We start from the raw sequence: 25,065 nt of genomic DNA, 5'->3' as shown, positions 1-25,065 counted from the left end.
GTTCGTTGGATCTTCTGAGTGCGCCGCGCGTCTCCGCGGTATCACCCAGGGAGCCACGAGGCACAGCTGCCCACGGTACCAGTCACCCTCCTACCGGCCCAAACCCGTGGCTGCGGCCCAGGCGTGGGACGATGGAAGCTACGTATAGATCCGACCGACCCGACATCGACCCGAGACACGGCGTTCGGCGTCTCAAGAATCAGGACCCTGCGTGCCCGCGACTCCCACCAACGTGCCTGCGCCGAGCCGTACCGACCCGGCGCTGATCCGCAACTTCTGCATCATCGCGCACATCGACCACGGCAAGTCGACCCTTGCCGACCGGATGCTCCAGCTGACGGGCGTGGTCGACCAGCGGCAGATGCGCGCCCAGTACCTCGACCGGATGGACATCGAGCGCGAGCGCGGTATCACCATCAAGTCCCAGGCGGTCCGTCTGCCGTGGGCGCCCACCACGGCGGAGGGCAAGGGCAGCACCCACATCCTCAACATGATCGACACCCCCGGGCACGTGGACTTCACGTACGAGGTGTCGCGTTCGCTCGCCGCCTGTGAGGGCACGGTCCTGCTGGTCGACGCGGCCCAGGGGATCGAGGCGCAGACCCTGGCCAACCTGTACCTGGCCATGGAGAACGACCTCACCATCGTTCCGGTGCTGAACAAGATCGACCTCCCGGCCGCGCAGCCCGAGAAGTTCTCCGAGGAACTGGCGAACCTCATCGGCTGCCAGCCGGAGGACGTCCTCAGGGTCTCCGCGAAGACCGGTGTCGGCGTGGACGCGCTGCTGGACCGGGTGGTCCGGGACGTTCCGGCCCCCGTGGGCCAGGCGGACGCCCCCGCCCGCGCGATGATCTTCGACTCGGTCTACGACTCCTACCGCGGCGTCGTCACGTACGTCCGTGTGGTCGACGGCCAGCTCAACAAGCGCGAGCGCATCCGGATGATGTCGACCGGCGCCACGCACGAGCTGCTGGAGATCGGTGTCTCGTCTCCGGAGATGACCCCGGCGGACGGCCTCGGCGTGGGTGAGGTCGGTTACCTCATCACCGGCGTGAAGGACGTCCGTCAGTCGAAGGTCGGTGACACGATCACCTCGCTGCACAGCGGGGCGACCGAGGCGCTGGGCGGTTACAAGGACCCGAAGCCGATGGTGTTCTCGGGCCTCTACCCGCTGGACGGCTCGGACTACCCGGACCTGCGCGAGGCCCTGGACAAGCTCCAGCTCAACGACGCGGCCCTGGTCTACGAGCCGGAGACCTCCGCCGCGCTCGGCTTCGGCTTCCGCGTGGGCTTCCTCGGCCTGCTCCACCTCGACGTGATCCGCGAGCGCCTGGAGCGCGAGTTCGGTCTCGACCTCATCGCCACCGCGCCCAACGTGGTGTACCGCGTGACGATGGAGGACGGCACCGAGCACATCGTCACCAACCCGAGCGAGTTCCCCGAGGGCAAGATCGACTCGGTGCACGAGCCGGTCGTCCGGGCCACCGTCCTCGCGCCCAGCGAGTTCATCGGCGCGATCATGGAGCTCTGCCAGAACCGGCGCGGCACCCTGATCGGCATGGACTACCTCTCCGAGGACCGGGTGGAGATCCGCTACACCCTGCCGCTCGCCGAGATCGTCTTCGACTTCTTCGACCAGCTGAAGTCGAAGACCCGTGGGTACGCCTCGCTCGACTACGAGCCCACCGGCGAGCAGTCGGCGCAGCTCGTCAAGGTCGACATCCTGCTGCACGGCGACAAGGTGGACGCGTTCTCCGCCGTCACCCACAAGGACAAGGCGTACGCGTACGGCGTGCGGCTCGTCGCCAAGCTGCAGAAGCTCATCCCCCGGCAGAACTTCGAGGTGCCGATCCAGGCGGCCATCGGCTCCCGGGTCATCGCCCGCGAGACCGTCCGCGCCATCCGCAAGGACGTCCTCGCCAAGTGCTACGGCGGTGACATCTCCCGTAAGCGGAAGCTGCTGGAGAAGCAGAAGGAAGGCAAGAAGCGGATGAAGATGGTCGGCAACGTCGAGGTGCCGCAGGACGCGTTCATCGCGGTCCTGTCCACCGACGAGTCCGCCGCCGAGGCCAAGGGCAAGAAGTAGCCCCGCCCCGGCTCCGCCCCGCGGCCTCACCCGCCGCGGTTCCTCCGTGTTCGAGGCGTCACACGTTCGGGCCCCTGTTCCTCCGCGCAGCGCGGAGGGCGGGGGCCCGTTCGTTATCAACCGGCGGCCCGTGGCCCCTTACGCGGACACCGGGCGCGCTTTACCCTGATCACGGCTCGTCTAGTTACTCGCCAGTTAAGCAAGCCGGTGACGCACCGGCCGCACGGCCGGTGGTGAGCCGGTCGTACAGGGCGGGAACAGTCGAGCGAGCGGGACGAGCAGGACGCGCGGTGGATCAGGATCACGCGCAGAGCGGGAACGAGAAGCAAGCAGACACAGCAGGATCACCAAGCGGCCGGTCGTAGTGATGCCGCAGGCCCGGAGGACGTCGTGAGCGACACACCACAGACCCTGATCGACAACCGACCGCCCTCCGTGGCGAATCTCTTCATGGAGCGGGTGGCCGCCACGCCGGACGGCGAGGCGTACCGCTACCCGGTGCCCTCGTCCACGGGCGAGGGTCCGGACGAGTGGAAGTCGCTGACCTGGGGAGAGTCCGCCGAACGGGTCTACGCCATCGCGGCGGGCCTGATCGCGCTCGGCGTGCGGCCCGAGGAGCGGGTCGCGCTCGCCTCCTCCACCCGGGTCGAGTGGATCCTCGCCGACCTGGGCGTGATGTGCGCCGGGGCCGCGACGACCACGGTGTACCCCTCCACCAACACCGAGGAGTCCGCCTTCATCCTGGCCGACTCCGAGAGCCGGGTGCTGATCGCGGAGGACGCGGCCCAGGTCGCGAAGGCCCGCGAGTCCCGCGCCGAGCTGCCCGACCTCACCCGTGTCGTCGTCATCGACCCGGCCGCCGCCGAGCCCGCCGAGGGCGACCCCGAGGGCTGGCTGCTGACCCTCGCCGAGCTGGAGGCCCAGGGCGCCGCGTACCTGGTGGAGCACCCGGAGGCCGTCAAGGAGCGGGTGTCGGACATCACCGCCGACCAGCTGGCCACCCTGATCTACACCTCCGGCACCACCGGGCGGCCCAAGGGCGTGCGGCTGCCGCACGACAACTGGTCGTACATGGCGAAGGCCACCGTCGCGACCGGGCTGATCAACGCGGACGACGTCCAGTACCTCTGGCTGCCGCTCGCGCACGTCTTCGGCAAGGTTCTGACCTCCGGCCAGATCGAGGTCGGCCACGTCACCGCCGTCGACGGACGGGTCGACAAGATCATCGAGAACCTCCCGGTGGTCCGGCCCACCTACATGGCGGCCGTCCCGCGCATCTTCGAGAAGGTCTACAACGGCGTCGCCGCGAAGGCCCGCGCCGGTGGCGGGGCCAAGTACAAGATCTTCCAGTGGTCCGTGGGCGTCGCCCGCGAGTACGCCAAGGTCTCGCAGGACAACTTCCGCCGTACGGGCACCTCCTCCGTCCCCTTCGCCCTCGGCGCCAAGCACCGGGCGGCGGACGCCCTCGTCTTCGCGAAGATCCGCGAGGCGTTCGGCGGCCGGCTGCGCGCCTGCGTCTCCGGCTCCGCCGCCCTCGCCCCGGACATCGGCTACTTCTTCGCCGGCGCGGGCGTGCACGTCCTGGAGGGGTACGGCCTCACCGAGTCCAGTGCCGCCTCCTTCTGCAACCCCGGCGAGGCCTACCGCACCGGCACCGTCGGCAAGCCGCTCCCCGGCACCGAGGTCCGCATCGCCGACGACGGCGAGGTGCTGCTGCGCGGCCCCGGCATCATGCAGGGCTACCACCGGCTCCCGGAAAAGTCGGCCGAGGTGCTGGAGTCGGACGGCTGGCTGCACACCGGCGACATCGGCGAACTCTCCGTCGACGGGTACCTGAGCATCACGGACCGGAAGAAGGACCTGATCAAGACCTCGGGCGGCAAGTACGTCGCACCGGCCGAGGTCGAGGGCCAGTTCAAGGCGGTCTGCCCGTTCGTCTCCAACATCCTGGTGCACGGCGCGGACCGGAACTTCTGCACCGCGCTCATCGCCCTGGACGAGCCCGCGATCCTCGGCTGGGCCGCCGAGAACGGCCTGGCGGGCAAGGCGTACGCCGAAGTGGTGGCGGCCCCGCAGACCGTGGAGCTCATCGAGGGCTACGTCAAGGAGCTCAACGGGGGACTTCAGCGGTGGCAGACCATCAAGAAGTTCCGCCTCCTCCCGCGTGACCTGGACATCGAACACGGCGAGCTGACCCCCAGCCTCAAGCTGAAGCGCCCGGTCGTCGAGCGCGAGTACAAGTCGCTGATCGAGGACATGTACGCGGGGACGCGCGAGGCCTGAGCGCGGGCACGGGGCGGCGCAGGGGCCCGGGGCGGTACGGCGGACGGCCGTGCCGCCCCGTGCTCCTTCCGGGGCCGCGCCCGGGCCCCGTGCGTCCCCCGGCGGGCGCGCCGGGCCGGGTACGCCGCGCGGTCGTCGCGCTCCCCGCTGCCTACGTCACGCGCCCGCCGTGCGCCCCGGCGTGCGACCCGCGCGGGGTTGGCGTGTATTCCTTCTCCCAGTTCGGTAACTCCGTGCGCCTGTGCACGGCCGGTCTGTCACTCTGTCGTGTGTCGGCGGCGTTTCGAGATCCGGAGGAGCCGCACCGTGGGGCCAATTCCACTGCAACGGGCCACCATTCACCGGCCGGGTGGCACCGACGCGGACCGGGCGGGCGGACCCCCGCTCGTCAGTACGACCAGCCTGCCCGCGACCCCGCAGTCCCCGTCCGGGGCCCGTCGGTTCGTCCGTGCGGTGCTGGCCGAATGGGCCGGGCTCGGGGTCCCGGCCGCCGTGGGGTTCAGCGACCGGCTCGCCGACGACCTGGTGAACGTCGCCAGCGAGCTGGTCACCAACGCCGTGGTGCACGCCGGGACCGTGGTCGACGTGCTGGTGCGCCTGGAGCACGCGACCGGCGAGGAACCCGCCGCCGTGGTCCTGGAGGTCACCGACCACCACCCGGCCCGGGCGACCGGCGAGGTGGCCGGGGAGCCGGCCACCGCACCCAAGGCGCTCCCCGGTGCGGGCGCGGCCACCCCGCCCGCCGTCACCGTCCCCGACGCCACGGCCACCGCCACCGTCCCCGGCTCCGGGGCACCCGCGGCAGGCGACCCGTACGGTCTGGCCGAATACGGGCGCGGGCTCGACCTCGTCGCCGCGCTCTCGGTCGCCTGGGGCATCACCTACCGCACCGGGCACAAGACCGTCTGGGCCCGGCTCCCCGTGTGCGACTGGGGCACCGGCGCACCGGCCGGCGCGGACATTCCGGTCGAGCACCGGCAGGGCGCGGACCCCGCGGCGGCGGCCGCCGGCCACCCGGTCCTCGTGCCCCCGCAGCCCGCCGCCGACCATCTGGTGCCCGCCGCCCCGCCCGGGGCGCGCGACGACAGCGTCTGGGACCGGCAGGGCGCGCTCGCCTTCCTCGCGGAGGCGTCCGACCTGCTCACCGGGCAGCTCGACGAGGAGCTGGTGGCGACGACAGCGGGCCGGATGCTCGTCCCCCGGCTGGTCGACTGGTGCGCGATCTGGCTGGACGAGGAGGGCTCGGGCGCCCCGGGCGCACCCCGCCTCACCCGCGTACGGCACGGCGACGAGCCGGGCGCCGGTCCGCTGGGGGGAGCGCTGGAGAGCGAGCCGTTCCGGCTGCCGCACAGTGCCGGACCGGGACCCGTGCCGCTGCCCTGGCCGCCGGGCGGCCGGGAGCCGGGCGCCCACGACGGGGCCGCCCTCGCCTGCCGCATCACGGCCGGCGGCCGCACGCTGGGCACCGTGCTCGTCGGCCGCGACCACGACTCCGGCGCCGAGCTGCCCGCGGTCGTGGTCGGGGTCGTGGAGGACTTCGTGCGCCGCCTCGGTCAGGCGGTCGGGGCCGCCCGCGCGTACACCCGGCAGGCCACCATCAGCCGCATCCTCCAGCGCGGACTGCTGCCCAACAAGATCGCCGACATCCCCGGCATGAGCAGCGCCGTCGTCTACGAGCCCAGCGACGACGGCGTGGTCGGAGGTGACTTCTACGACATCTTCCCCTGCCCGAAGCGCCGCTGGTGCTTCGTCCTCGGCGACGTCCAGGGCAGCGGCCCGGAGGCCGCCGTGGTGACCGGCCTGGCCCGGCCCTGGCTCCGGCTGCTGTCCCGCGAGGGCTTCGGGGTCGGCGAGGTGCTGGACCGGCTCAACCGGCTGCTGCTCGACGACGCCATGGAGGCCGCCGAGGCCGCCGCCCTGATGGTCGCGGCGGCGGGCGGGCAGCAGCTGACGGACGCCGGGCAGTCCCGGTTCCTCTCGCTGCTCTACGGCGAGGTCGTCCCGCTCCCGGGCGGCGGCGCCCGGTGCACGGTGGCCAGCGCGGGCCACCCGCTGCCGCTGCTGCTCCGCCCGGACGGCACCGTACGCCCGGTCGCCGAACCGCAGGTGCTGCTCGGGGTGGTGGAGGACGTGGCGTACGAGAGCCAGAGCTTCGACCTGGAACCGGGCGACAGCCTGCTCTGCGTCACCGACGGGGTCACCGAGCGGCGGTCCGGCTCCGCGCTCTTCGACGACGGCGACGGCCTCGCCCGGGCCCTCGCGACCTGCGCCGGGCAGAGCGCGTCGCAGGTCGCGGAGGAGATCCGCCGGGCCGTGCACGGCTTCTCCGAGCTGCCGCCGGACGACGACGTGGCGCTGCTGGTGCTGCGCGCCGACTGAGCGGCCGGGTCCCGGGGCCCACGGTGGCCCGCCGACCCCGCGCCGACGGGGCGGCCGGGGCCGGCGGGCCGCCGGCTCACTCCTGGCCGGCCGGTTCCTCGGTGACCCGGGAGTCGGAGAGGGTGAGTGCGCCGGCTGCCGCGACCAGCCCGACGACGACCGCCAGGATGGCGTAGGTGATCCGCTCGCCGTGGAAGAACGACGTCACCAGAGCCCCACTCCAGGTGCCCGCGGGGAGCTGGGTGGTGACCAGTGCCGCGATCAGGGTGCCGACCATGGCGGTGCCGATGCTGGTGCCGACCTCCTGGGCGGTGTCGTTGAGCGCCGTGCCGATGGACGTGCGGTTGGCGGGCATCGCGTCGACGAGCGCGATGGCGCAGATGGTCATCACGGTGCGCAGGCCGATGGTCATCACGACCATGCAGGCCGCGATGGCGAGGTAGCCGTGGCTGACGCCCCAGGAGAGGCCGGCCAGTGAGCCGGTCAGGCAGGCCGCGCCGACCAGGCAGGCGACGCGGTGGCCGAACCGGCCCGCCAGCCACTCGGAGAGCGGGGTCGCGACGATCATGGTCACGATGAGCGGCAGGTTCGCGAGACCGGCCCGGACGGGGCTCCACCCGTAGGCGTACTGGAAGTGGAGGATCAGCCCGAACATCACGGCGGCCATCGCGATGGCCGTGCCGATCTGCGCGATGGCCGCGCCGCGGACCACGCCGTTGCCGAAGAGCTTGAGGTCCAGCATGGGCGCGCGGCTGCGGCGCTCGTGCGTCACGAAGGCGATGCCGGCGGCGACGGCGCCGAGGACCGAGGCGATCGTGGCCGCGGAGAGCCAGCCGTGCTCGACGCCGCTGGTCAGCGCGTAGCAGGCGAGGCCGATGGTGGCGACGCTCAGCGCGGCGCCGGGCAGGTCGAGCTTGTCGCGGGTGAGGTCCTCGGGCCGGTCGGCCGGGACTCCCAGACGGACGCCGACGGCCGCGATCAGCGCGATCGGGGCGTTCACGAGCAGCAGCCACTGCCACCGCGCGTGGGCCAGGGCGGTGCCGCCCAGCAGGGGGCCGAGGACGAAGCCGGACATGCCGACGACGATCATCAGCGTCATCGCGCGCATCCGCAGCGCCTTGTCGTCGAACAGCCGGAAGACCAGCGAGTTCGTGATCGGCGCCATGGCCGCCGCGGCGATGCCGAGACCGGCCCGCAGGGTGATGAGCTGCCCGGCGGTGGTGACCGCGGCGACGCCCAGGCTCAGCAGACCGAACACCGCGAGGCCCACCAGCAGCACGCGGCGTCGTCCGAGCCGGTCGGCCATCGATCCCGCCGTCAGCAGCAGGCCGCCGAAGGTCAGGGAGTACGCGCCGGTGACCCACTGCAGGGCGGTCGTGCCGCTGCCGAGGTCCCGGCCGATCGTGGGGAGCGCGATGGACAGCAGGGTGTTGTCGACCATCTCGACGAAGAAGGCCAGACAGAGGGCGGCCAGGGGTATCCAGGCCGCCCGCAGGGACGGGTAGGTGCGCGACGCCTCGGGTGGCGCGGGGGTGGTCGTGGTCATGGCGGGCCTCCTCCGGGAACGCCGCCGACTATCGAACGACGTTCTATAGAACGTTGTTCTAAGATAGAACCACGTTCGATGAAGAAGCAAGCTGTGATTGGATGTGGCCCATGACAGGCCCGCGACCACGACCCGCCGACCGTCCCGCGCGTGGACGCCGGCGCGCTTCGCACTCCATCGAGACCGTCATGTCCGCGGCGGTGGACCTGCTGGACGAGGCGGGCGAACCGGCCCTGACCCTGCGCGCCCTCGCGGCCCGGCTCGGCACCGGCGTCGGCAGCATCTACTGGTACGTCTCCGGCAAGGACGATCTGCTCGACCGCGCCATCGACCACGTGCTCGGCGGAGTGCTGGCCGCCGTCGAGGCGCAGCCCCGCAGCGGCGACGCGATCGACGACCTGCGCGTGATGGCGCTCACTCTGTTCGACGCGATCGTGGACCGGCCGTGGCTGGGCGCGCACTTCATGCGCACCACCGTCGTCCGGGGTAATTCGCTGCGGCTCTACGAGGCGCTGGGGCAGCAGACGCTCCGCCTCGATCTCACGCCGCGACAGCGGTTCCACGCCGTGTCGGCGATCGTGGGCGTGGTGGTCGGCAGCGCCGCCGACCTGGGACAGGAGCCGCCCCCGGAGGTGCTCGACGGCTCCGTGGACCGCGAGGAGTTCCTCGGCCGCTTCGCCCAGGCGTGGCGTGCGCTCGACGCCTCGGAGTTCCCGTTCGTGCGCGACATCGTCGAGGAGTTCGACGGGCACGACGACACGGAGCAGTTCCTCGCCGGGCTGGAGCTGACCCTGTCGGGCCTCCGCCTCCAGGCCGGAGCCTGACCACCTTCCGGTGCGTGGCGGGGGCCACTCCGGCGGCGAGCGACAATGGACCCTATGCCTTCCGTACTGCCCGATGGTGAGCCCGTGCCCGACGACGGGGCGCTGCCCCGCCACGCCCTGGAAGGCGCCGCCGACCGCCCCCTCGGCTTCTACCTGCACGTTCCGTACTGCGCGACCCGCTGCGGCTACTGCGACTTCAACACCTACACCGCCACCGAGCTGCGCGGCTCCGGCGGCGCCCTGGCCTCCCGCGACAACTACGCCGCCCACCTCGTCGAGGAGGTCCGCCAGGCCCGCAAGGTCCTCGGCGACGACCCGCGCCCGGTGCGCACGGTCTTCGTCGGCGGCGGCACGCCCACCCTGCTGGCCGCCGCCGACCTGGTCCGGATGCTCGCCGCGATCCGCGACGAGTTCGGGCTCGCCCCCGACGCGGAGATCACCACCGAGGCCAACCCGGAGTCGGTGAACCCGGCCTATCTGGCCGAGCTGCGCGCGGGCGGATTCAACCGGATCTCCTTCGGCATGCAGAGCGCCAAGCAGCACGTGCTGAAGATCCTGGACCGCACCCACACCCCGGGCCGCCCCGAGGCCTGTGTCGCCGAGGCCAGGGAAGCCGGCTTCGACCACGTCAACCTGGACCTGATCTACGGCACCCCCGGCGAGTCCGACGACGACTGGCGGGCCTCCCTGGACGCGGCGATCGGCGCCGGACCCGACCACGTCTCGGCGTACGCGCTGATCGTGGAGGAGGGCACCCAGCTGGCCCGCCGCATCCGGCGCGGCGAGGTCCCGATGACCGACGACGACGTGCACGCCGACCGGTACCTCATCGCCGACGAGGCGATGGCCGCCGCCGGCTTCTCCTGGTACGAGGTGTCGAACTGGGCCCGCACCCCCGAGGGCCGCTGCCTGCACAACGAGCTGTACTGGCGCGGCGCCGACTGGTGGGGCGCCGGACCGGGCGCGCACAGCCACGTCGGCGGGGTGCGCTGGTGGAACGTGAAGCACCCGGGGGCGTACGCCCAGGCGCTCTCCGAGGGCCGCTCGCCCGGCGCGGGCCGGGAGATCCTCTCCGCCGAGGACCGCCGCGTCGAGCGCGTCCTGCTGGAGCTCCGGCTCCGCGAGGGCTGCCCGCTCTCCCTCCTCAAGCCGGACGGCCTCGCCGCCTCCCGCCGGGTCCTCGGCGAGGGCCTGCTGGAGCCCGGACCGTACGAGGAGGGCCGCGCGGTCCTCACCCTGCGCGGGCGCCTGCTCGCCGACGCGGTCGTGCGCGACCTGGTGGACTGAGGCCGGGAGCGGGAGCGGTCACGGCGTGCAGAGCTCCGGGGTCAGTTTCGGCGCCGGGCCCGCGGGCTTGCCGCACACGACCGTGCTGTCCGTCTGCTCCCCCCGGCGGGTGACCTTGACCACGTCGAGCCCGTGCAGGTTGTCGCTGACCGACGAGGGCGAACCGGCCAGGGAGATCGTCCCGGTGGGCATGTTCTCGCGGTTGACCGTGTGCAGCAGCGCCCAGGTCTCGGCGGCGCTCCTCGGGGTGTCGCGCCGGGCGGCGGCGTCGTAGAGGGCGGTCGTCGCGCTGTAGGACATGACGATCTGACCGCTCGCGAAGAGGGCGTTCCGGTATCCCGCCGGACCGGTCTCGGCGGCCGTCCGCCCGGTGCCCTCCGGGAGCAGCTCGGCGAGGGCGGCGGCGGCGCTCCGGTAGAACGCGGAGCCCCGGTCCGGGGCCATCGGGGCGAGCGCGGTGTAGTACAGGGTGACCCTGCTCGTGTCGTTGAAGGTGGCCTTGGTCAGGTCGTCGCCCGTGAAGACGGTGATGTCCTTCTCCGAGCAGCCCGCGGTCTGCGACAGCTTGTCCAGCAGCGGGTTGACGTCTTCCGCCCGCCCCGCGAAGTACAGCGCGTCCGGGACCGGCTGCTCCTCGCACATCTCGCCGACCGCACCGCCCAGGGCGGCCGCGCCGTTCTCGGCGAGCGGGTAGCCGACGTTCTCGCCCACGAGATAACCCGCGGTCTCGAGCATCTCCCGGCCCGCGTCACGCTGGTCGATCGTGTACTGGTCCTTGTCGCCGTTCTCCTCGAGCCGGGAGAGCACGCGCGCGTGGCCGGTGCCGTTCTTGGGCAGCAGCTGGCGGGCGATGAGCCCGAGTGCGTACGTCTGCTCGGTGTCGGTCGCCGCGAGCCCGAAGTAGTTCGACTCCTTGGGCAGTTTGCTGCTGGAGTTGGTGGTGTCCACCACGGCGAGTCCGGCCTTGCGGAGCGCCTCGGTGGCGGCCGGGCTCTCGGTGGTGTTCCGGCCCATGCCCACCACCCCCACGACGTGCGGGTCCCGGTGGGCCACCTCGATGATCTTCCGCACGGCGACGGTCTGCCGCAGCATGTCCTCCCCGCCGTTGGCCGTGAGGACCTTCAGCTTGACGGGGTGCTCGTCGGTGGTGGTGCCGTTGACCGACTGCTGCTCCAGATAGACCCCGGTGAGCTCCTCCAGCCCCTTGCGGGTGTCCGTCTCCTCCTCGGCGGTGAGCGGACCGGCGTAGATCACCGTGACGTACGACTCGGTGGGGCCGATCCTGGCGTTCTCGTCGCGGATCGCCTGCTCGACGCGTTCGAACGTGACCCCCGCGCCGAGCCCCCTCAGCTCCAGGCCGTTCCCCTTGGCGAACCGCACCTCGGGCGAGGTCGCCACGCCCACGCACTCCCGGGGGCCGTGACCCGCACCGCTCCACACCGCGTCCGTGTTCCGGTCGGTCAGCGGCCCGTGGCAGTACGTGTCCTGCCAGTGCTCGCTCCAGAGGAAGGTGCCGAGCAGGCTCCCGACGAGGACCAGCGCCACCGTGGTCCGGGACATCACGTACCAGGCCCACGTCCGGCGCACCCGGACCGTGTGCAGCTGGGCGTCCGCGTGGTCGTGGGTCAGCTGCGCGGTGGTGAGCGGCAGGCGCAGCACCCAGGAGAGCGCCGAGGCGCCGGCGGGGGACTGGCCGACGCTCAGCTCGTTCACCCACGCCCGGTAGCGGGCCTGCGCCCCCAGCCACGGCGCCCGGCCGCCCGCAGCCGGCCGGCCGGGCGGCTGCGAGGGGGTGTGGACCAGCTCCTCGGCGGCCGGCAGCGTGGCCAGGAGCAGCAGCGGGTCGACCTCGCTGCGGCGCGAGCGCACGTTGTTGATCGCGTTGATCAGCAGCACGCCCCCGTTCTCGTTGGTGGCCGTCGGCAGCAGCACCACCGGGGGGACAGTGCGCTTGCTGCGCCGCCAGTCCAGCGCGCGCGGCCGGTAGCTGTGGCGCAGGTCCTCCAGGAGCGCCTGGACCCGCAGTTCCAGGTGGAACTGGCGGGCGGCCGCGTCGCCCTCCTCGGCCTCCGCCACCCGGAGCGCGACGGCGGCGGCCCGGGCCCGGATCACCCGCCACGAGCCGCTCGGCGACAGCCAGGACCAGCCGTCCGAGGGGTACCCGGTGCTGGAGGCGGCGAGCGAGGAGGTGGTGGCGAACCAGCGGCTGGCCCGCCGCAGCCAGAGCAGCGGGGGAGCCGAGGTCGTCAGCAGCCGGACCACCGCCAGGGCCAGCGTCGCGGCGGCGGCCAGCAGCAGGGTGGCGGTCCAGCCGATCTCGCCGAGCAGCACGCCGAGCACCGCGATGAACACGGCGCCCAGGAAGGTCTCGGGGCGGACGGATTCGCGCAGCGAGCGGGACCAGTCGCTGGTCCCGGACCGGGTGGGCCGCCAGCGCAGCGAGCCCAGCTCCTCCAGGATGCGTTCGCCCCGGTCGGCCCTGGTGGTGCCGCCCGGCTGCGCGAGCACCTGGGCGGTCGCCTGCTCGATGGCGCCCAGCAGCCGCGACCGGGGGAAGGCGAAGGGCTTGTACTGGCTGCGCTCCCGGGTCTCCCAGGGGCGCTCGCCCAGCCTGCGCACCATGTCGAGCGCCGACGCGTACGGGGAGGTGCCCCGGCTCTCCAGCAGCCGCACCGGGACCCGGCGCGGCTCGTTGGCGCGGTACACCAGGTGCGCGATCTCCCGGACCCGGTCGTCGATCTCGGGCGGTGCCCCGCTGTCGTCGGCCTGGGCCACCACGATCGGCATCACCGGGCGGTTGATCCGGTACCGGTCGACGAGTTCCTGCACGAGGTGGAAGACGGCGGAGGACGCCTCGTTTCCGCCGCTTTCCTGCCAGTCCCCTTGCGGCATCCCCGTATCCCCCCGTCGCAGACGAATCGCGTACTCCCAATTAACCGGTCAGGAGTGCGAACCGCAGCACTTTCTCCGGATCGGGACCCGATCCGGCGCAACAGTTGCGGGGCGGCGCCGCAAGGGACTCCGGGTGTCACCCCGGAAGCGTGACAAAGTCAATCAATTCCTCTACGCGGCCCAGGAGTTGAGGCTCAAGATCCCTGTACGAGCGGACCCCCGACAGGATGTGCTGCCAGGCCGCTCCGGTGTTTTCCGGCCACCCCAGCGCCCGGCACACCCCGGTCTTCCAGTCCTGCCCGCGCGGTACGGACGGCCAGCCGGCGATCCCCACCGAGGCGGGCTTCACCGCCTCCCAGACGTCGATGAACGGGTGCCCCACCACCAGCAGGTGCGGATCGGACACCTCGGCCGCGATCCGGGACTCCTTGGAGCCCGGTACGAGATGGTCCACCAGCACCCCGAGCCGTGCGTCCGGCCCCGGCCCGAACTCCCGCACGATCGCCGGAAGATCGTCGATGCCCTCCAGGTACTCCACGACCACCCCCTCGATCCGCAGGTCGTCGCCCCACACCCGCTCGACCAGCTCCGCGTCGTGCCGGCCCTCCACGTAGATCCGCCCGGCCCGCGCCACCCGCGCCCGCGCACCCGGCACCGCCACCGATCCGGAGGCCGTACGCGCCGGGACCACCGGGCCGCCGGACGACGGGCGCACCAGCGTCACCACCCGGCCCTCCAGCAGGAAGCCGCGCGGCTCCATCGGGAACACCCGGTGCTTGCCGAACCGGTCCTCCAGCGTCACCACCGGCCCCTGGGCGGACTTCTCGCAGCGGATCACCGCACCGCAGAAGCCGGTGGACACCTCCTCCACGACCAGATCCGGATCGGCGGGCACCTCGGGCACGGGGGCGGACCTCTTCCACGGCGGGGTCAGGTCCGGCTGGTAACTGCGCATGGCACGACGATAATTCGGCCCCCGGCCGACAGGGCGCGAACACCCGCCCCGGCGGGCCGCCCACCCGTGTCCCGCCGCACCCCGAAGCCCCACGCGCGAAGAGGGCCGGCCGGCGGCTCCACGCTCACGCCACCCCGAAGCGCCCCGCCAGCAGCTCCCGCTGCGCCCGCACGAACGCCGCGTCCACCGCCGCCCCGTGCCCCGGCACGTACACCGCGTCCTCGCCGCCCAGCGCGAGGAGCCGGTCGAGGGCGGCGGGCCAGCGGGCCGGCACCGAGTCCGGGCCCGTCTGCGGCTCACCGGACTCCTCGATCAGGTCCCCGCAGAGCACCACCGCGCGCGCCCCCGGGGGCCCGGACCCGGGCACCAGGACCGCCAGATCGTGCCCCGTGTGCCCCGGCCCCACGTTGGCGAGCACCACCTCGCGCCCGCCGCCCAGGTCGAGCGTCCAGCGGTGGCACACCTCACGGCCGGGGAACACCAGCGCGTCCACCGCCTCGGCCGCGTCGTGCTCGGGCAGGCCGTTGCGCACCGCGTCGGCGTGCATCTCGTCCACCGACCCGCGCATCCGCGCCGCCGCCCCGTACGCCCCGAACACCTCCGTGCCCGCGAAGGCCGCGGTGCCGAAGACGTGGTCGAAGTGGGGATGGCTCAGTGCGACATGGGTCACCCTGCGGCCCAGCAGCCGCTGCGCCTCGATCCGCAGCCCGACGCCCTCGCGCACGCTCGCGCCGGTGTCCACCACCAGCGCGCGGTCCGCCCCGGCGACCAGGGCGGCGGTCGCGTCCCAGCCGGGAAGCCGCCGGCGGCCCACGCCGTGGCCCAACCGCTCCCAGCCCAGCTCTTCCCAAGAGAGGTCCATGAGGAGACGCTATCCGCATCGACCTGCGCGGTCTCGCGGACCGCGGCCGGTCGCCCTTGCCCCGTGCCCTCCCCACCCCCGTACACTGGCCGGGGGAAAGCTGGCACTCAGACGCACAGAGTGCCAGGCAGAAGCCACCACGACCGACAGCTGGAGGTGTGCGCGATGCTCAGCGAACGCAGACTTGAAGTGCTGCGCGCCATCGTCCAGGACTACGTCGGCACCGAGGAGCCGGTCGGCTCCAAGGCGCTCACCGAGCGGCACCGGCTCGGGGTCTCCCCGGCCACCGTCCGCAACGACATGGCGGTGCTGGAGGACGAGGGCTTCATCGCCCAGCCCCACACCAGCGCCGGGCGCATCCCCACGGACAAGGGTTACCGCCTCTTCGTCGACCGGCTCGCGGGCGTCAAGCCCCTGTCGTCGCCGGAGCGCCGGGCGATCCACAACTTCCTGGACTGCGCGGTCGACCTGGACGACGTGGTGGCCCGCACGGTACGGCTGCTCGCGCAGCTGACCCGGCAGGTCGCCATCGTCCAGTACCCCTCGCTGACCCGCTCCACGGTGCGTCACGTGGAGCTGCTGGCCCTGTCGCCGGCCCGGCTGATGCTGGTCCTGATCACCGACACCGGCCGGGTCGAACAGCGTATGATCGACTGCCCCGCGCCGTTCGGCGAGACCTCTCTCGCCGATCTGCGGGCCCGGCTCAACAGCAGGGTCGTGGGACGTCGCTTCAGTGACGTCCCGCAGCTCGTGCAGGACCTGCCGGAATCCTTCGAGAACGAGGACCGCGGGACGGTTTCCACGGTCCTCACCACCCTCCTCGAAACCCTGGTCGAGGAGACGGAGGAGCGGCTGATGATCGGCGGCACCTCCAACCTCACCCGCTTCGGGCACGACTTCCCCCTGGTGATCCGGCCCGTGCTGGAAGCGCTGGAGGAGCAGGTCGTCCTGCTGAAGCTGCTCGGTGAGGCCACGGACTCGGGCATGACCGTACGGATCGGGCACGAGAACGCCCACGAGGGCCTCACCTCCACGTCCGTCGTCACGGTCGGCTACGGTTCGGGCGACGAGGCAGTCGCCAAACTCGGCGTGGTCGGACCGACCCGCATGGACTACCCCGGAACGATGGGAGCGGTACGCGCAGTGGCACGTTACGTCGGACAGATCCTGGCGGAGTCGTAAGTGGCCACCGACTACTACGCCGTGCTCGGCGTACGGCGCGACGCGTCGCAGGACGAGATCAAGAAGGCATTCCGTCGGCTCGCCCGCGAGCTGCACCCGGATGTCAACCCCGACCCGAAGACCCAGGAGCGGTTCAAGGAGATCAACGCCGCTTACGAGGTGCTCTCCGACGCCCAGAAGAAGCAGGTCTACGACCTGGGCGGGGACCCGCTGTCGGCCTCGGGCGGCGGCGGTGGCGCGGGCGGCTTCGGCGCCGGCGGCTTCGGCAACTTCTCCGACATCATGGACGCCTTCTTCGGCACGGCCTCGCAGCGCGGACCCCGTTCGCGCACGCGGCGCGGCCAGGACGCCATGATCCGGCTGGAGATCGACCTCGCCGAGGCGGCCTTCGGAACCACCAAGGACATCCAGGTCGACACCGCCGTCGTCTGCACCACGTGCAGCGGCGAGGGTGCGGCCCCCGGCACCTCGGCCCAGACCTGCGACATGTGCCGCGGGCGCGGTGAGGTGTCCCAGGTCACCCGGTCCTTCCTCGGCCAGGTCATGACCTCGCGGCCCTGCCCGCAGTGCCAGGGCTTCGGCACCGTCGTGCCGACCCCCTGCCCGGAGTGCGCCGGCGACGGCCGCGTCCGCTCGCGGCGCACCCTCACGGTCAAGATCCCCGCGGGTGTCGACAACGGGACCCGCATCCAGCTGGCCGGCGAGGGCGAGGTCGGCCCCGGCGGCGGCCCGGCCGGTGACCTCTACGTCGAGATCCACGAGGTCGCACACCCGACGTTCCAGCGGCGCGGCGACGACCTGCACTGCACGGTCACCATCCCCATGACGGCGGGCGCGCTCGGCACCAAGGTGCCGCTGGAGACGCTCGACGGCATCGAGGAGATCGACATCAGGCCCGGCACCCAGTCCGGCCAGTCGGTCCCGCTGCACGGACGCGGCATCACGCACCTGCGCGGCGGCGGCCGGGGCGACCTGATCGTGCACGTCGAGGTGCTGACCCCCAGCAAGCTCGACCCGGAGCAGGAACGCCTGCTGCGCGAGCTGGCCAAGCTGCGTGGCGAGGAGCGGCCCACCGGGCAGTTCCAGCCCGGACAGCAGGGTCTCTTCTCGCGCCTGAAGGACGCCTTCAACGGCCGCTGAGGCCCGTACGACTCCGTACGTACACATCCGCGCCGCCCGCCGGGATCCGTCCCGGCGGGCGGCGCGCGTGTGCGGCACCGCCCGCCGGCGCCGGTCGGTGGCGGATTCGGCACGGTGGACCGGACATGGCACGATGCGGGGATGTCCTCCCTGACCGATCTCTGCCGATATCCGATCGTGCAGGCGCCGATGGCGGGCGGGACCTCCTCCCCCCGGCTCGTCGCCGCCGTCGCCGACGCGGGAGGGCTCGGCTTCCTCGCCGCCGGGTACAAGTCGGCCGAGGAGATGCGCCAGGAGATCGACCAGGTTCGCGCGGCGACCGCCGGAGCCTTCGGCGTGAACCTCTTCATGCCGCAGCCCCCGCCCGCCGACCCCGGTGCCGCGGCGGCGTACCGCGACCGCCTCGCGGCCGAGGCCGACACGTACGGCATCCCGCTCGGCGACCCGGACCCGGACGGCGGCGACGGCTCCGACGGCTCCGACGGGTTCGACGGCTCCGACGGCCGCGACGGCTCCGACGGGTTCGACGGCTCCGACGGTTTCGACGCCAAGGTGGCAGCCCTGCTGGCGGAGCCGGTCCCGGTGGTCTCCTTCACCTTCGGCTGCCCCACCCGCGACACCCTGGACGCCTTCGCCCGCGCCGGTACGTACACGATCGTCACGGTCACCACCGCCGAGGAGGCGCGCGACGCCCAGTGGGCCGGGGCCGACGCCGTCTGCGCCCAGGGCGTCGAGGCGGGCGGCCACCAGTCCACCCACCACGACGACCCGAGGGCCGACCACACCGGCATCGGGCTGCTCACCCTCGTCACCCAGGTCCGCGAGACCGTGCAGCTGCCGGTCGTCGCGGCGGGCGGGATCATGCGCGGCGCGCAGATCGCCGCCGTCCTCGCGGTCGGCGCCGACGCGGCCCAGCTGGGCACCGCCTTCCTCGCCTGCCCGGAGTCCGGCGCGCACCCGCTGCACAAGCAGGCCCTGACCAGCCCGATGTTCGTCCGCACCGCGCTCACCCGCGCCTTCTCCGGACGGCCCGCCCGGGGCCTGGTCAACCGCTTCGTGCGCGAACACGACCCGTACGCCCCCGCCGCCTACCCCCAGGTGCACCGCGTGACCTCCGGGCTGCGCAAGGCGGCGGCGAGGGCCGGGGACGCCCAGTCCATGGCGCTCTGGGCGGGGCAGGGCCACCGGATGGCACGCGAGCTGCCCGCCGGGGAACTCGTCGGACTGCTCGCGGCGGAACTGTCAGAAACGGCCGGCCCGGCCGTCGGCATGAGGAGTGAACAGTGACCGCACCGGTCTTCGTCGTCGAGAAGATGCCCAACGGGCCCGGGTTCGTGCTGGAGGGCCCCGAGGGACGGCACGCCGTCTCGGTGAAACGGCTCCAGCCCGGCGAGGACGTCGTGCTGACGGACGGGCTCGGCCACTGGGCCGAGGGCGTCGTACGTGCCGCCGAGGGCAAGGACCGGCTGGTCGTCACCGTGGCGCCGGTCCAGGAGGAGGAGCTCCCCGCCCCCCGGATCACCGTCGTCCAGGCCCTGCCCAAGGGTGACCGGGGCGAGGTCGCCGTCGAGACGATGACCGAGACCGGCGTCGACGCGATCGTGCCCTGGCAGGCCGGCCGCTGCATCACCCAGTGGAAGGGCGACCGGGGACTCAAGTCGCTCGCCAAATGGCGCTCCACCGCCCGCGAGGCGGGCAAGCAGTCCCGCCGGGTGCGGTTCCCCGAAGTCGCCGAGGCGATGACCACCAAGCAGGTCGCCGCGCTGCTGGCCGCCGCCGACTTCGCGGGCGTGCTGCACGAGGACCGCGACTGCGACAGCGAACCGCTGGCCACCGCCGAACTCCCCGCGACCGGCGAGATCGTGCTCGTCGTCGGCCCCGAGGGCGGGGTCTCCCCCCAGGAGCTGGAGGCCTTCGCCGCCGCCGGGGCCCGTACGTACCGGCTGGGCCGCAGCGTGCTGCGCACCTCCACCGCCGGGACCGCCGCGACCGCACTGCTGCTGGGACGCACCGGCCGCTGGGGCTGAGCCGGGGTCGGGTGCGGGCCGCCGCCGCCCGTGCCGCCCGGCCGCGGGCGGCCCCCGCCCCGATACGATGGGCCGAACGGATCATCAGCGTCACCACCACCCACCGAGGAGGCCGGCCCATGGCGGGAGAGCCGCAGTCCGACTGCCTGTTCTGCAAGATCGTCTCGGGGGAGGTCCCGGCGACCATCGTCCGCGAGAGCGACACCACCGTCGCCTTCCAGGACATCAACCCGCAGGCACCGACCCACGTCCTGGTCATTCCCAAGGTCCACTACCCGGACGCCGCGTCGCTCGCCGCCGCCGAACCGCAGATCGCCGCCGACGTGCTGCGCGAGGCCGGAGCGGTCGCCGCCGACGACAAGGTCGACGGTGGCGGCTACCGCGTCGTCTTCAACACCGGCGCCGGCGCAGGCCAGACCGTCTTCCACGCGCACGCGCACGTCCTGGGCGGCCGCGGCCTCCAGTGGCCGCCCGGCTGACCGGAGCTCCCTTCCATGTCCGCACGTGAGCTGGTGGTGCTCGGCACCGCCAGCCAGGTCCCCACCCGCCACCGCAACCACAACGGCTACCTGCTGCGCTGGGACGGCCAGGGCATCCTCTTCGATCCCGGCGAGGGCACCCAGCGCCAGATGCTGCGGGCCGGTGTCGCCGCGCACGACATCGACCGGATCTGCGTCACCCACTTCCACGGCGACCACTCGCTCGGGCTGGCCGGGGTGATCCAGCGGATCAACCTCGACCGGGTCCCGCACCCCGTCACCGCCCACTACCCGGCGAGCGGGCAGCACTTCTTCGAGCGGCTCCGGTACGCCACCGCCTACCGCGAGACCGTCCGGCTCACCGAGGCCCCGGTCGCCGCCGACGGGGTGCTCGCCACCACCGACGCGTACACCCTGGACTCGTACCGGCTGTCGCACCCCGTCGAGTCGTACGGCTACCGCCTCACCGAGCCCGACGGGCGCCGCATGGTCCCCGCGCTCCTCGCCGCCCACGGCATCCAGGGCCCCGACGTGGGCCGCATCCAGCGCGAGGGCTCCCTCGGCGGCGTCCCGCTCGACGCGGTCTCCGAGCACCGGCCGGGACAGCGCTTCGCGTTCGTCATGGACACCAGGCTGTGCGACGGTGTGTACAGGCTCGCCGAGGGATGCGACCTGCTGGTCATCGAATCGACCTTCCTCGACGAAGACCTCGCCCTGGCCACCGACCACGGCCACCTGACCGCCGGCCAGGCGGGCCGGGTGGCCGCCGAAGCGGGCGTACGCCACCTCGTACTCACCCACTTCTCCCAGCGGTACGACGACCCGGAACTCTTCGGGGTCCAGGCCCGCGCCGCCGGGTTCGAGGGCGCACTGACCGTCGCCCAGGACCTGACCGTGGTACCGGTCCCCACCCGGCACCACTGACCCACCGCAGAAGTACCCGGTGCCGACCCCGGCACCACCGATTCACGTCACCACCCCCCTCCGTGAGCGAGACACCGTGCACCTCCCCAAGGCAGAACTCCACCTCCACATCGAAGGGACCCTCGAACCCGAGCTGGCCTTCGCGCTGGCCCGGCGCAACGGGGTGACCCTGCCCTACGCCACCACCGACGAGCTGCGCACCGCGTACCTCTTCGACGACCTGCAGAGCTTCCTCGACCTGTACTACGCGCTGATGGCCGTGCTCCGGACCGAGGACGACTTCGCCGAACTCGCCGACGCGTACCTCACGCGGGCCGCCGCCCAGGGCGTCCGGCACGCGGAGATCTTCTTCGACCCGCAGGCGCACACCGCCCGGGGCGTGCCCATCGGCACCGTCGTCGAGGGCCTCGGCCGCGCACTGGAGCGCAGCGAGGAGAAGCACGGCATCTCCACCCAGCTCATCCTCTGCTTCCTGCGCGACCAGTCGGCCGAATCGGCCCTGGAGACGCTGGAGGCCGCCAAGCCGTACCTGCACCGCATCGCCGCCGTCGGCCTCGACTCCGCCGAGGTCGGCCACCCGCCGGCCAAGTTCCGCGAGGTCTACGAGGAGGCCGGCAGGCTCGGCCTGCGCAAGGTCGCCCACGCCGGCGAGGAGGGCCCGCCGGAGTACATCCGCGAGGCCCTCGACGTCCTCGGCGTCGAGCGCATCGACCACGGGCTGCGCTGCATGGAGGACCCCGAGCTGGTCGCCCGGCTCGTCGCCGACCGCGTACCGCTCACCCTCTGCCCGCTCTCCAACGTCCGGCTGCGCGCCATCGACATCCTTGAGGAGCACCCGCTGCCCGCCATGCTGGCGGCCGGGCTGCACTGCACGGTGAACTCCGACGACCCGGCCTACTTCGGCGGATACGTCGGAGACACCTTCCACGCGGTCCACGAGGCGCTCGCCCTCGACCACGAGCAGCTGCGCACGCTGGCCCGCAACTCCTTCGAGGCGGCCTTCCTCGACCACGACGAGGAGCGCAGGGCGCGCTACCTGTCCGAGGTCGAGGCGTACGCGTTCGACTGACCGCCCCCGCCCGCCGGACCGGCCGTCCGGAACGCGCTCCGCCCCAGCCGCCTGCGGCGCAGGGCGGGTACGGCGAGTTCCGTGACGGCCTGTTCCGGCGCGCCGAGCTTCGGTACGGCACCGGGCAGACCGCCTGTCGTCGCGGCGAGCAGCGCCGCCGGGGCGCCACCGCGGCGGCGCACCGAACCGGGCACCAGCGGACGCCCGCCGGCGTGCAGCGCCACCGCCGTGACCGGGGCCGCCACCAGCAGGGTCACCGCCCCGAGGACCAGGCCCATCGCGGGGAACCCGGCCCCCTCGGAGAGCACGCTGCCGAGCACCGGCCCGCAGGCCACCCCCACCGAGGAGGCGGACCCGGCGAGCACCGCCCAGCGGCCCCGTACGTCGAGCGACGCGGCCAGGCCGATCAGATACGAGAGGACCACCGGGTAGACGGTGTTCCACAGGATCTCGCCGGTCGCGAACGAACCGAGCCCCCGCGCCGAGGCGCTGAGCACGATGCTCCCGGCGATGACGACGGTGCCGCAGCCGATCGGGACCGCGCGGCCCAGCCGGGCGCCCAGCGCCCCGGCGCCCATGACCCCGAGCAGCCCGGCGCCCAGCGCGGCGGCGAACACCGCGCCCACGGTGACCTCGGAGAGCCCCACCTGGTCCACGCCGATCCGGCTGCTGACGCCCCAGAGCGCGTTCTGCGCCATGGACCAGACGAGCATCCCGCCCGCCAGCAGGAGACCCGAACGCCGGTGCGGCAGACGGCCGGTGACCGGGGTGCCGGTCGCGGCGGGGACCGGCGTGCCGAGCCGGGAGGTGGCCGGCCAGACCAGCAGGGCGACCAGCGCGATGGCGGCGAAGGGCAGCCGGTGGCCGCCGCCCAGGTGCGGGATCGTCAGGTAGAGGGCGCCCGCGGTCGCGGAGACGCTGAGCAGCCCGAGCGAGGAGGTGCGGTGCGGGTCGCTCTGCGCCGCGATCCCGGACGCGGCCACGGCGGTGGCCGTACCGGAGCCGAAGCCGCCGACCATCGCGCCCAGCACCACCAGCGGCACCGAGGTGGTCAGCGCGGCGCAGCCGTACCCGGTGACCGCGAGGACCAGTCCGAGCCGCGCGGGGCGACGGGCCCCGAAGCGCTCGACCCGGCCCGCCAGTGTGAAACCGGCGGAGGCCGAACTCAGCAGCAGGGCGCTGCCGACGAGGCCCGCCTGAGCGGTCGTCAGGCCGAGATGGGCGCTGAGCCGCCCGACGACGGTGGGAAGGAGATAGGCAGCGAGGTAACCGGCGGTGAACACGGCGACCAGGGGCCACGCGGCGCGAGGGCGCGAGGACATGGGCGTTCCTGAAGACATGCCGGAGGCCGGCAGGGAGGTGGGGGGAGAGGTGGGGCAGGGGTGAAGAGAGGTGGGGAGAACCAGGGTGACGCGAGAAAAGGGGGAGAAGGGCGATTCCCCGGTCTTCGTACCCGATCGTGTCCGCCGGGCAATTTGTATCAAGCACGCACAGGTGATCGAAAGGCGGGATTATGTGATCCGCGTCACTTATGCGTTTGCTGCCGTGACATGGGGGTAGCGGAGCCTGTTCGCCCAGGTCGGCCGCAGAGGCGCGAGGGCGTGTGGGGCCTGCGGAACCACCCGTGAATCGGGCAGACTGACCGGATTCCGCAGGGCCGCGGAGCACGTCGGCGGAGACCGCCGGCGGAGCGCACCGGCAGGCCCGGCGGATCGCGTCGGTACCTGAACAGCACATCAGCACCGGCGCACGTCAGTACCGGAACAGCACACCAGCACCGGCGCACGTCAGTACCGGAGCAGCACATCAGCACCAGAGCACATCGGCACCAGAGCACGTCAGCACCAGAGCACATCGGCACCGAGCACGCCCGGGGAGCGCAAGATGAGCACGGAGAGCAGCCCAGCCGTCGATCCACTGGTGGGGCTGCGCGTCCCCGAGGACCCCGCCTGCGACGTCTTCCTCACGGGCACCGTCTTCCTCGACATCGTCTTCACCGGCCTGGACAGCGCCCCCGTGCGCGGTACGGAGTCCTGGGCCCGGGGCATGGGCTCCAGCCCCGGCGGCGTCGCCAACATGGCCACCGCCCTCGCCCGTCTCGGCCTGCGCACCTCGCTCGCCGCCGCCTTCGGCGACGACCACTACGGCGAGTACTGCTGGGACGCCCTCGAACAGGGCGAGGGCATCGACCTCTCCATGTCGCACACCGTCCCCGGCTGGCACTCGCCCGTCACCGTCTCCATGGCGTACGAGGGCGAGCGCACGATGGTCTCGCACGGTCACGAGGCCCCCCTCCCGGCCGCCGCCCCCGGTACGGAACGCCGCACGTTCCCGCACTGCCCGCCGCGCGCCCGCGCGGCCGTCGCCTCGCTCACCCCCGGCCGCAGCGAACCCTGGGTCGCCGCGGCCGCCCGGCACGGCGCCCAGATCTTCGCCGACGTCGGCTGGGACGAGACCGGCCGCTGGGACCTCACCGCCCTCCCCGACCTCGCGCACTGCGCCGCCTTCCTGCCCAACGCGGAGGAGGCCATGCGCTACACCGGCCGCGACACCCCCCGCGCCGCCGCCCACGCGCTGGCCGAACACGTACCGCTCGCCGTGGTCACCCTCGGCGCGGAGGGCGCCTACGCCGTGGACGCTGCCACCGGCACCACGGCCGAGGTCCCCGCCATCGACGTGGCGGCCCTCGACCCGACCGGCGCCGGCGACGTCTTCGTCGCCGGGTTCGTCACCGGCACCCTCGCGGACTGGCCGCTCGCCGACCGCCTCGCCTTCGCCGGCCTCACCGCCGCCCTCTCCGTACAGGAGTTCGGCGGCTCGCTCTCCGCCCCCGGCTGGGCCGAGATCGCCGCCTGGTGGCAGCAGGTGCGCACCTTCGAGGCCCAGGACCCGGCCGCCCTGGAGCGGTACTCCTTCCTGGAGCGCCTGCTGCCCGCAGCCAGCCGCCCCTGGCCGCTGCGCCGCGCGGTCCCCACCATCGGCTTCCGGGCGCCCTGAGCGGGCCTCCCAGGCCCCTCCCGGGCCCCTGGGGGCCTACGAGAACGGGGCGCAAAACCCCTCGGCGTTGTCGGCGCGGAGTCGTAGGCTGGACACAGAGGTTGTCGACCGGCGAGAACCCCGCAACAGGAGG

Annotated in this window: 18 protein-coding genes; 13 read left to right on the top strand and 5 right to left on the bottom strand. The window is 73.0% G+C overall.

The features are described 5' to 3' along the window. Positions 1-211: 211 nt before the first annotated feature. From lepA to OG599_RS10845, 3 genes are all read left to right on the top strand, one after another. Positions 212-2,086 (top strand): translation elongation factor 4, encoded by a 1,875-nt coding sequence (gene lepA, locus OG599_RS10855; RefSeq protein WP_327175776.1) that lies wholly within the window; start codon positions 212-214, stop codon positions 2,084-2,086. Positions 2,087-2,476: 390 nt separating this feature from the next. Then, positions 2,477-4,369, top strand: a complete 1,893-nt coding sequence (locus tag OG599_RS10850; RefSeq protein ID WP_327175775.1) for an AMP-dependent synthetase/ligase — start codon at positions 2,477-2,479, stop codon at positions 4,367-4,369. A gap of 306 nt (positions 4,370-4,675) precedes the next feature. Beyond that, positions 4,676-6,748: an ATP-binding SpoIIE family protein phosphatase gene (locus tag OG599_RS10845; RefSeq protein ID WP_327175774.1), complete on the top strand. Its 2,073-nt coding sequence runs from the start codon at positions 4,676-4,678 to the stop codon at positions 6,746-6,748. Positions 6,749-6,824: 76 nt separating this feature from the next. Here the strand turns inward: OG599_RS10845 and OG599_RS10840 are convergent, their stop codons facing one another. Beyond that, positions 6,825-8,294 (bottom strand): MFS transporter, encoded by a 1,470-nt coding sequence (locus OG599_RS10840; RefSeq protein ID WP_327175773.1) that lies wholly within the window; start codon positions 8,292-8,294, stop codon positions 6,825-6,827. A gap of 188 nt (positions 8,295-8,482) precedes the next feature. Here OG599_RS10840 and OG599_RS10835 point away from each other — a divergent pair, with 188 nt between their 5' ends. Continuing rightward, positions 8,483-9,118 (top strand): TetR/AcrR family transcriptional regulator, encoded by a 636-nt coding sequence (locus tag OG599_RS10835; protein ID WP_442809414.1) that lies wholly within the window; start codon positions 8,483-8,485, stop codon positions 9,116-9,118. 54 nt (positions 9,119-9,172) lie between these two features. Next, positions 9,173-10,405 carry a radical SAM family heme chaperone HemW gene (gene hemW / locus OG599_RS10830; protein ID WP_327175772.1) on the top strand — a complete coding sequence of 411 codons (1,233 nt, stop codon included), beginning with the start codon at positions 9,173-9,175 and terminating at the stop codon, positions 10,403-10,405. Between the two features lie 18 nt (positions 10,406-10,423). Here hemW and OG599_RS10825 read toward each other — a convergent pair whose 3' ends face one another. The 3 genes from OG599_RS10825 to OG599_RS10815 all read right to left on the bottom strand — a co-directional run bounded on the left by OG599_RS10825 (position 10,424) and on the right by OG599_RS10815 (position 15,114). Continuing rightward, positions 10,424-13,297, bottom strand: a complete 2,874-nt coding sequence (locus tag OG599_RS10825) for a hypothetical protein (RefSeq protein ID WP_327175771.1) — start codon at positions 13,295-13,297, stop codon at positions 10,424-10,426. A 136-nt stretch (positions 13,298-13,433) separates the two neighbouring features. Further along, positions 13,434-14,252, bottom strand: coding sequence for a DUF3097 domain-containing protein (locus OG599_RS10820; protein WP_327175770.1), 819 nt, complete (start codon positions 14,250-14,252; stop codon positions 13,434-13,436). Between the two features lie 124 nt (positions 14,253-14,376). After that, complete coding sequence (locus OG599_RS10815) at positions 14,377-15,114, bottom strand: MBL fold metallo-hydrolase (protein WP_327175769.1); 738 nt, start codon at positions 15,112-15,114, stop codon at positions 14,377-14,379. 165 nt (positions 15,115-15,279) lie between these two features. Here OG599_RS10815 and hrcA point away from each other — a divergent pair, with 165 nt between their 5' ends. The 7 genes from hrcA to OG599_RS10780 all read left to right on the top strand — a co-directional run bounded on the left by hrcA (position 15,280) and on the right by OG599_RS10780 (position 21,935). Beyond that, positions 15,280-16,296 carry a heat-inducible transcriptional repressor HrcA gene (gene hrcA, locus OG599_RS10810; RefSeq protein WP_327175768.1) on the top strand — a complete coding sequence of 339 codons (1,017 nt, stop codon included), beginning with the start codon at positions 15,280-15,282 and terminating at the stop codon, positions 16,294-16,296. Continuing rightward, positions 16,297-17,436: a molecular chaperone DnaJ gene (gene dnaJ, locus OG599_RS10805; RefSeq protein WP_327175767.1), complete on the top strand. Its 1,140-nt coding sequence runs from the start codon at positions 16,297-16,299 to the stop codon at positions 17,434-17,436. A gap of 141 nt (positions 17,437-17,577) precedes the next feature. Then, positions 17,578-18,723: a nitronate monooxygenase gene (locus tag OG599_RS10800; protein ID WP_327175766.1), complete on the top strand. Its 1,146-nt coding sequence runs from the start codon at positions 17,578-17,580 to the stop codon at positions 18,721-18,723. Next, positions 18,720-19,463 (top strand): 16S rRNA (uracil(1498)-N(3))-methyltransferase, encoded by a 744-nt coding sequence (locus OG599_RS10795; protein ID WP_327175765.1) that lies wholly within the window; start codon positions 18,720-18,722, stop codon positions 19,461-19,463. Before OG599_RS10800 ends, OG599_RS10795 begins: the two co-directional genes overlap by 4 nt. A 119-nt stretch (positions 19,464-19,582) precedes the next feature. Further along, positions 19,583-19,942: a histidine triad nucleotide-binding protein gene (locus tag OG599_RS10790; protein WP_327175764.1), complete on the top strand. Its 360-nt coding sequence runs from the start codon at positions 19,583-19,585 to the stop codon at positions 19,940-19,942. A 15-nt stretch (positions 19,943-19,957) separates the two neighbouring features. Then, the gene (locus OG599_RS10785) at positions 19,958-20,866 is read left to right on the top strand and encodes a ribonuclease Z (protein ID WP_327175763.1); all 909 of its coding nucleotides are present in this window, start codon (positions 19,958-19,960) and stop codon (positions 20,864-20,866) included. A 76-nt stretch (positions 20,867-20,942) separates the two neighbouring features. Beyond that, positions 20,943-21,935, top strand: coding sequence for an adenosine deaminase (locus OG599_RS10780; RefSeq protein WP_327175762.1), 993 nt, complete (start codon positions 20,943-20,945; stop codon positions 21,933-21,935). Here the strand turns inward: OG599_RS10780 and OG599_RS10775 are convergent. Further along, positions 21,899-23,257, bottom strand: coding sequence for an MFS transporter (locus OG599_RS10775; RefSeq protein ID WP_327175761.1), 1,359 nt, complete (start codon positions 23,255-23,257; stop codon positions 21,899-21,901). The genes OG599_RS10780 and OG599_RS10775 overlap by 37 nt on opposite strands. Before the next feature lie 562 nt (positions 23,258-23,819). Here OG599_RS10775 and OG599_RS10770 point away from each other — a divergent pair. Next, positions 23,820-24,932 carry a carbohydrate kinase family protein gene (locus OG599_RS10770; protein WP_327175760.1) on the top strand — a complete coding sequence of 371 codons (1,113 nt, stop codon included), beginning with the start codon at positions 23,820-23,822 and terminating at the stop codon, positions 24,930-24,932. The last annotated feature ends 133 nt before the right edge of the window (positions 24,933-25,065 follow it).

The sequence above is a fragment of the Streptomyces sp. NBC_01335 genome, from assembly GCF_035953295.1.
Lineage (GTDB): Bacteria > Actinomycetota > Actinomycetes > Streptomycetales > Streptomycetaceae > Streptomyces.
Note: the sequence above shows the minus strand (reverse complement) of the source record. Positions and strands in the feature narration are given on the sequence as shown.

Coding starts and splice junctions, on each gene's coding strand:
- OG599_RS10840 (WP_327175773.1), bottom strand. CDS start 8,294: ATGACCACGACCACCCCCGCGCCACCCGAGGCGTCGCGCACCTACCCG.
- OG599_RS10835 (WP_442809414.1), top strand. CDS start 8,483: ATGTCCGCGGCGGTGGACCTGCTGGACGAGGCGGGCGAACCGGCCCTG.
- hemW (WP_327175772.1), top strand. CDS start 9,173: ATGCCTTCCGTACTGCCCGATGGTGAGCCCGTGCCCGACGACGGGGCG.
- OG599_RS10825 (WP_327175771.1), bottom strand. CDS start 13,297: ATGCCGCAAGGGGACTGGCAGGAAAGCGGCGGAAACGAGGCGTCCTCC.
- OG599_RS10820 (WP_327175770.1), bottom strand. CDS start 14,252: ATGCGCAGTTACCAGCCGGACCTGACCCCGCCGTGGAAGAGGTCCGCC.
- OG599_RS10815 (WP_327175769.1), bottom strand. CDS start 15,114: ATGGACCTCTCTTGGGAAGAGCTGGGCTGGGAGCGGTTGGGCCACGGC.
- hrcA (WP_327175768.1), top strand. CDS start 15,280: ATGCTCAGCGAACGCAGACTTGAAGTGCTGCGCGCCATCGTCCAGGAC.
- OG599_RS10800 (WP_327175766.1), top strand. CDS start 17,578: ATGTCCTCCCTGACCGATCTCTGCCGATATCCGATCGTGCAGGCGCCG.
- OG599_RS10790 (WP_327175764.1), top strand. CDS start 19,583: ATGGCGGGAGAGCCGCAGTCCGACTGCCTGTTCTGCAAGATCGTCTCG.
- OG599_RS10785 (WP_327175763.1), top strand. CDS start 19,958: ATGTCCGCACGTGAGCTGGTGGTGCTCGGCACCGCCAGCCAGGTCCCC.
- OG599_RS10775 (WP_327175761.1), bottom strand. CDS start 23,257: ATGTCCTCGCGCCCTCGCGCCGCGTGGCCCCTGGTCGCCGTGTTCACC.
- OG599_RS10770 (WP_327175760.1), top strand. CDS start 23,820: ATGAGCACGGAGAGCAGCCCAGCCGTCGATCCACTGGTGGGGCTGCGC.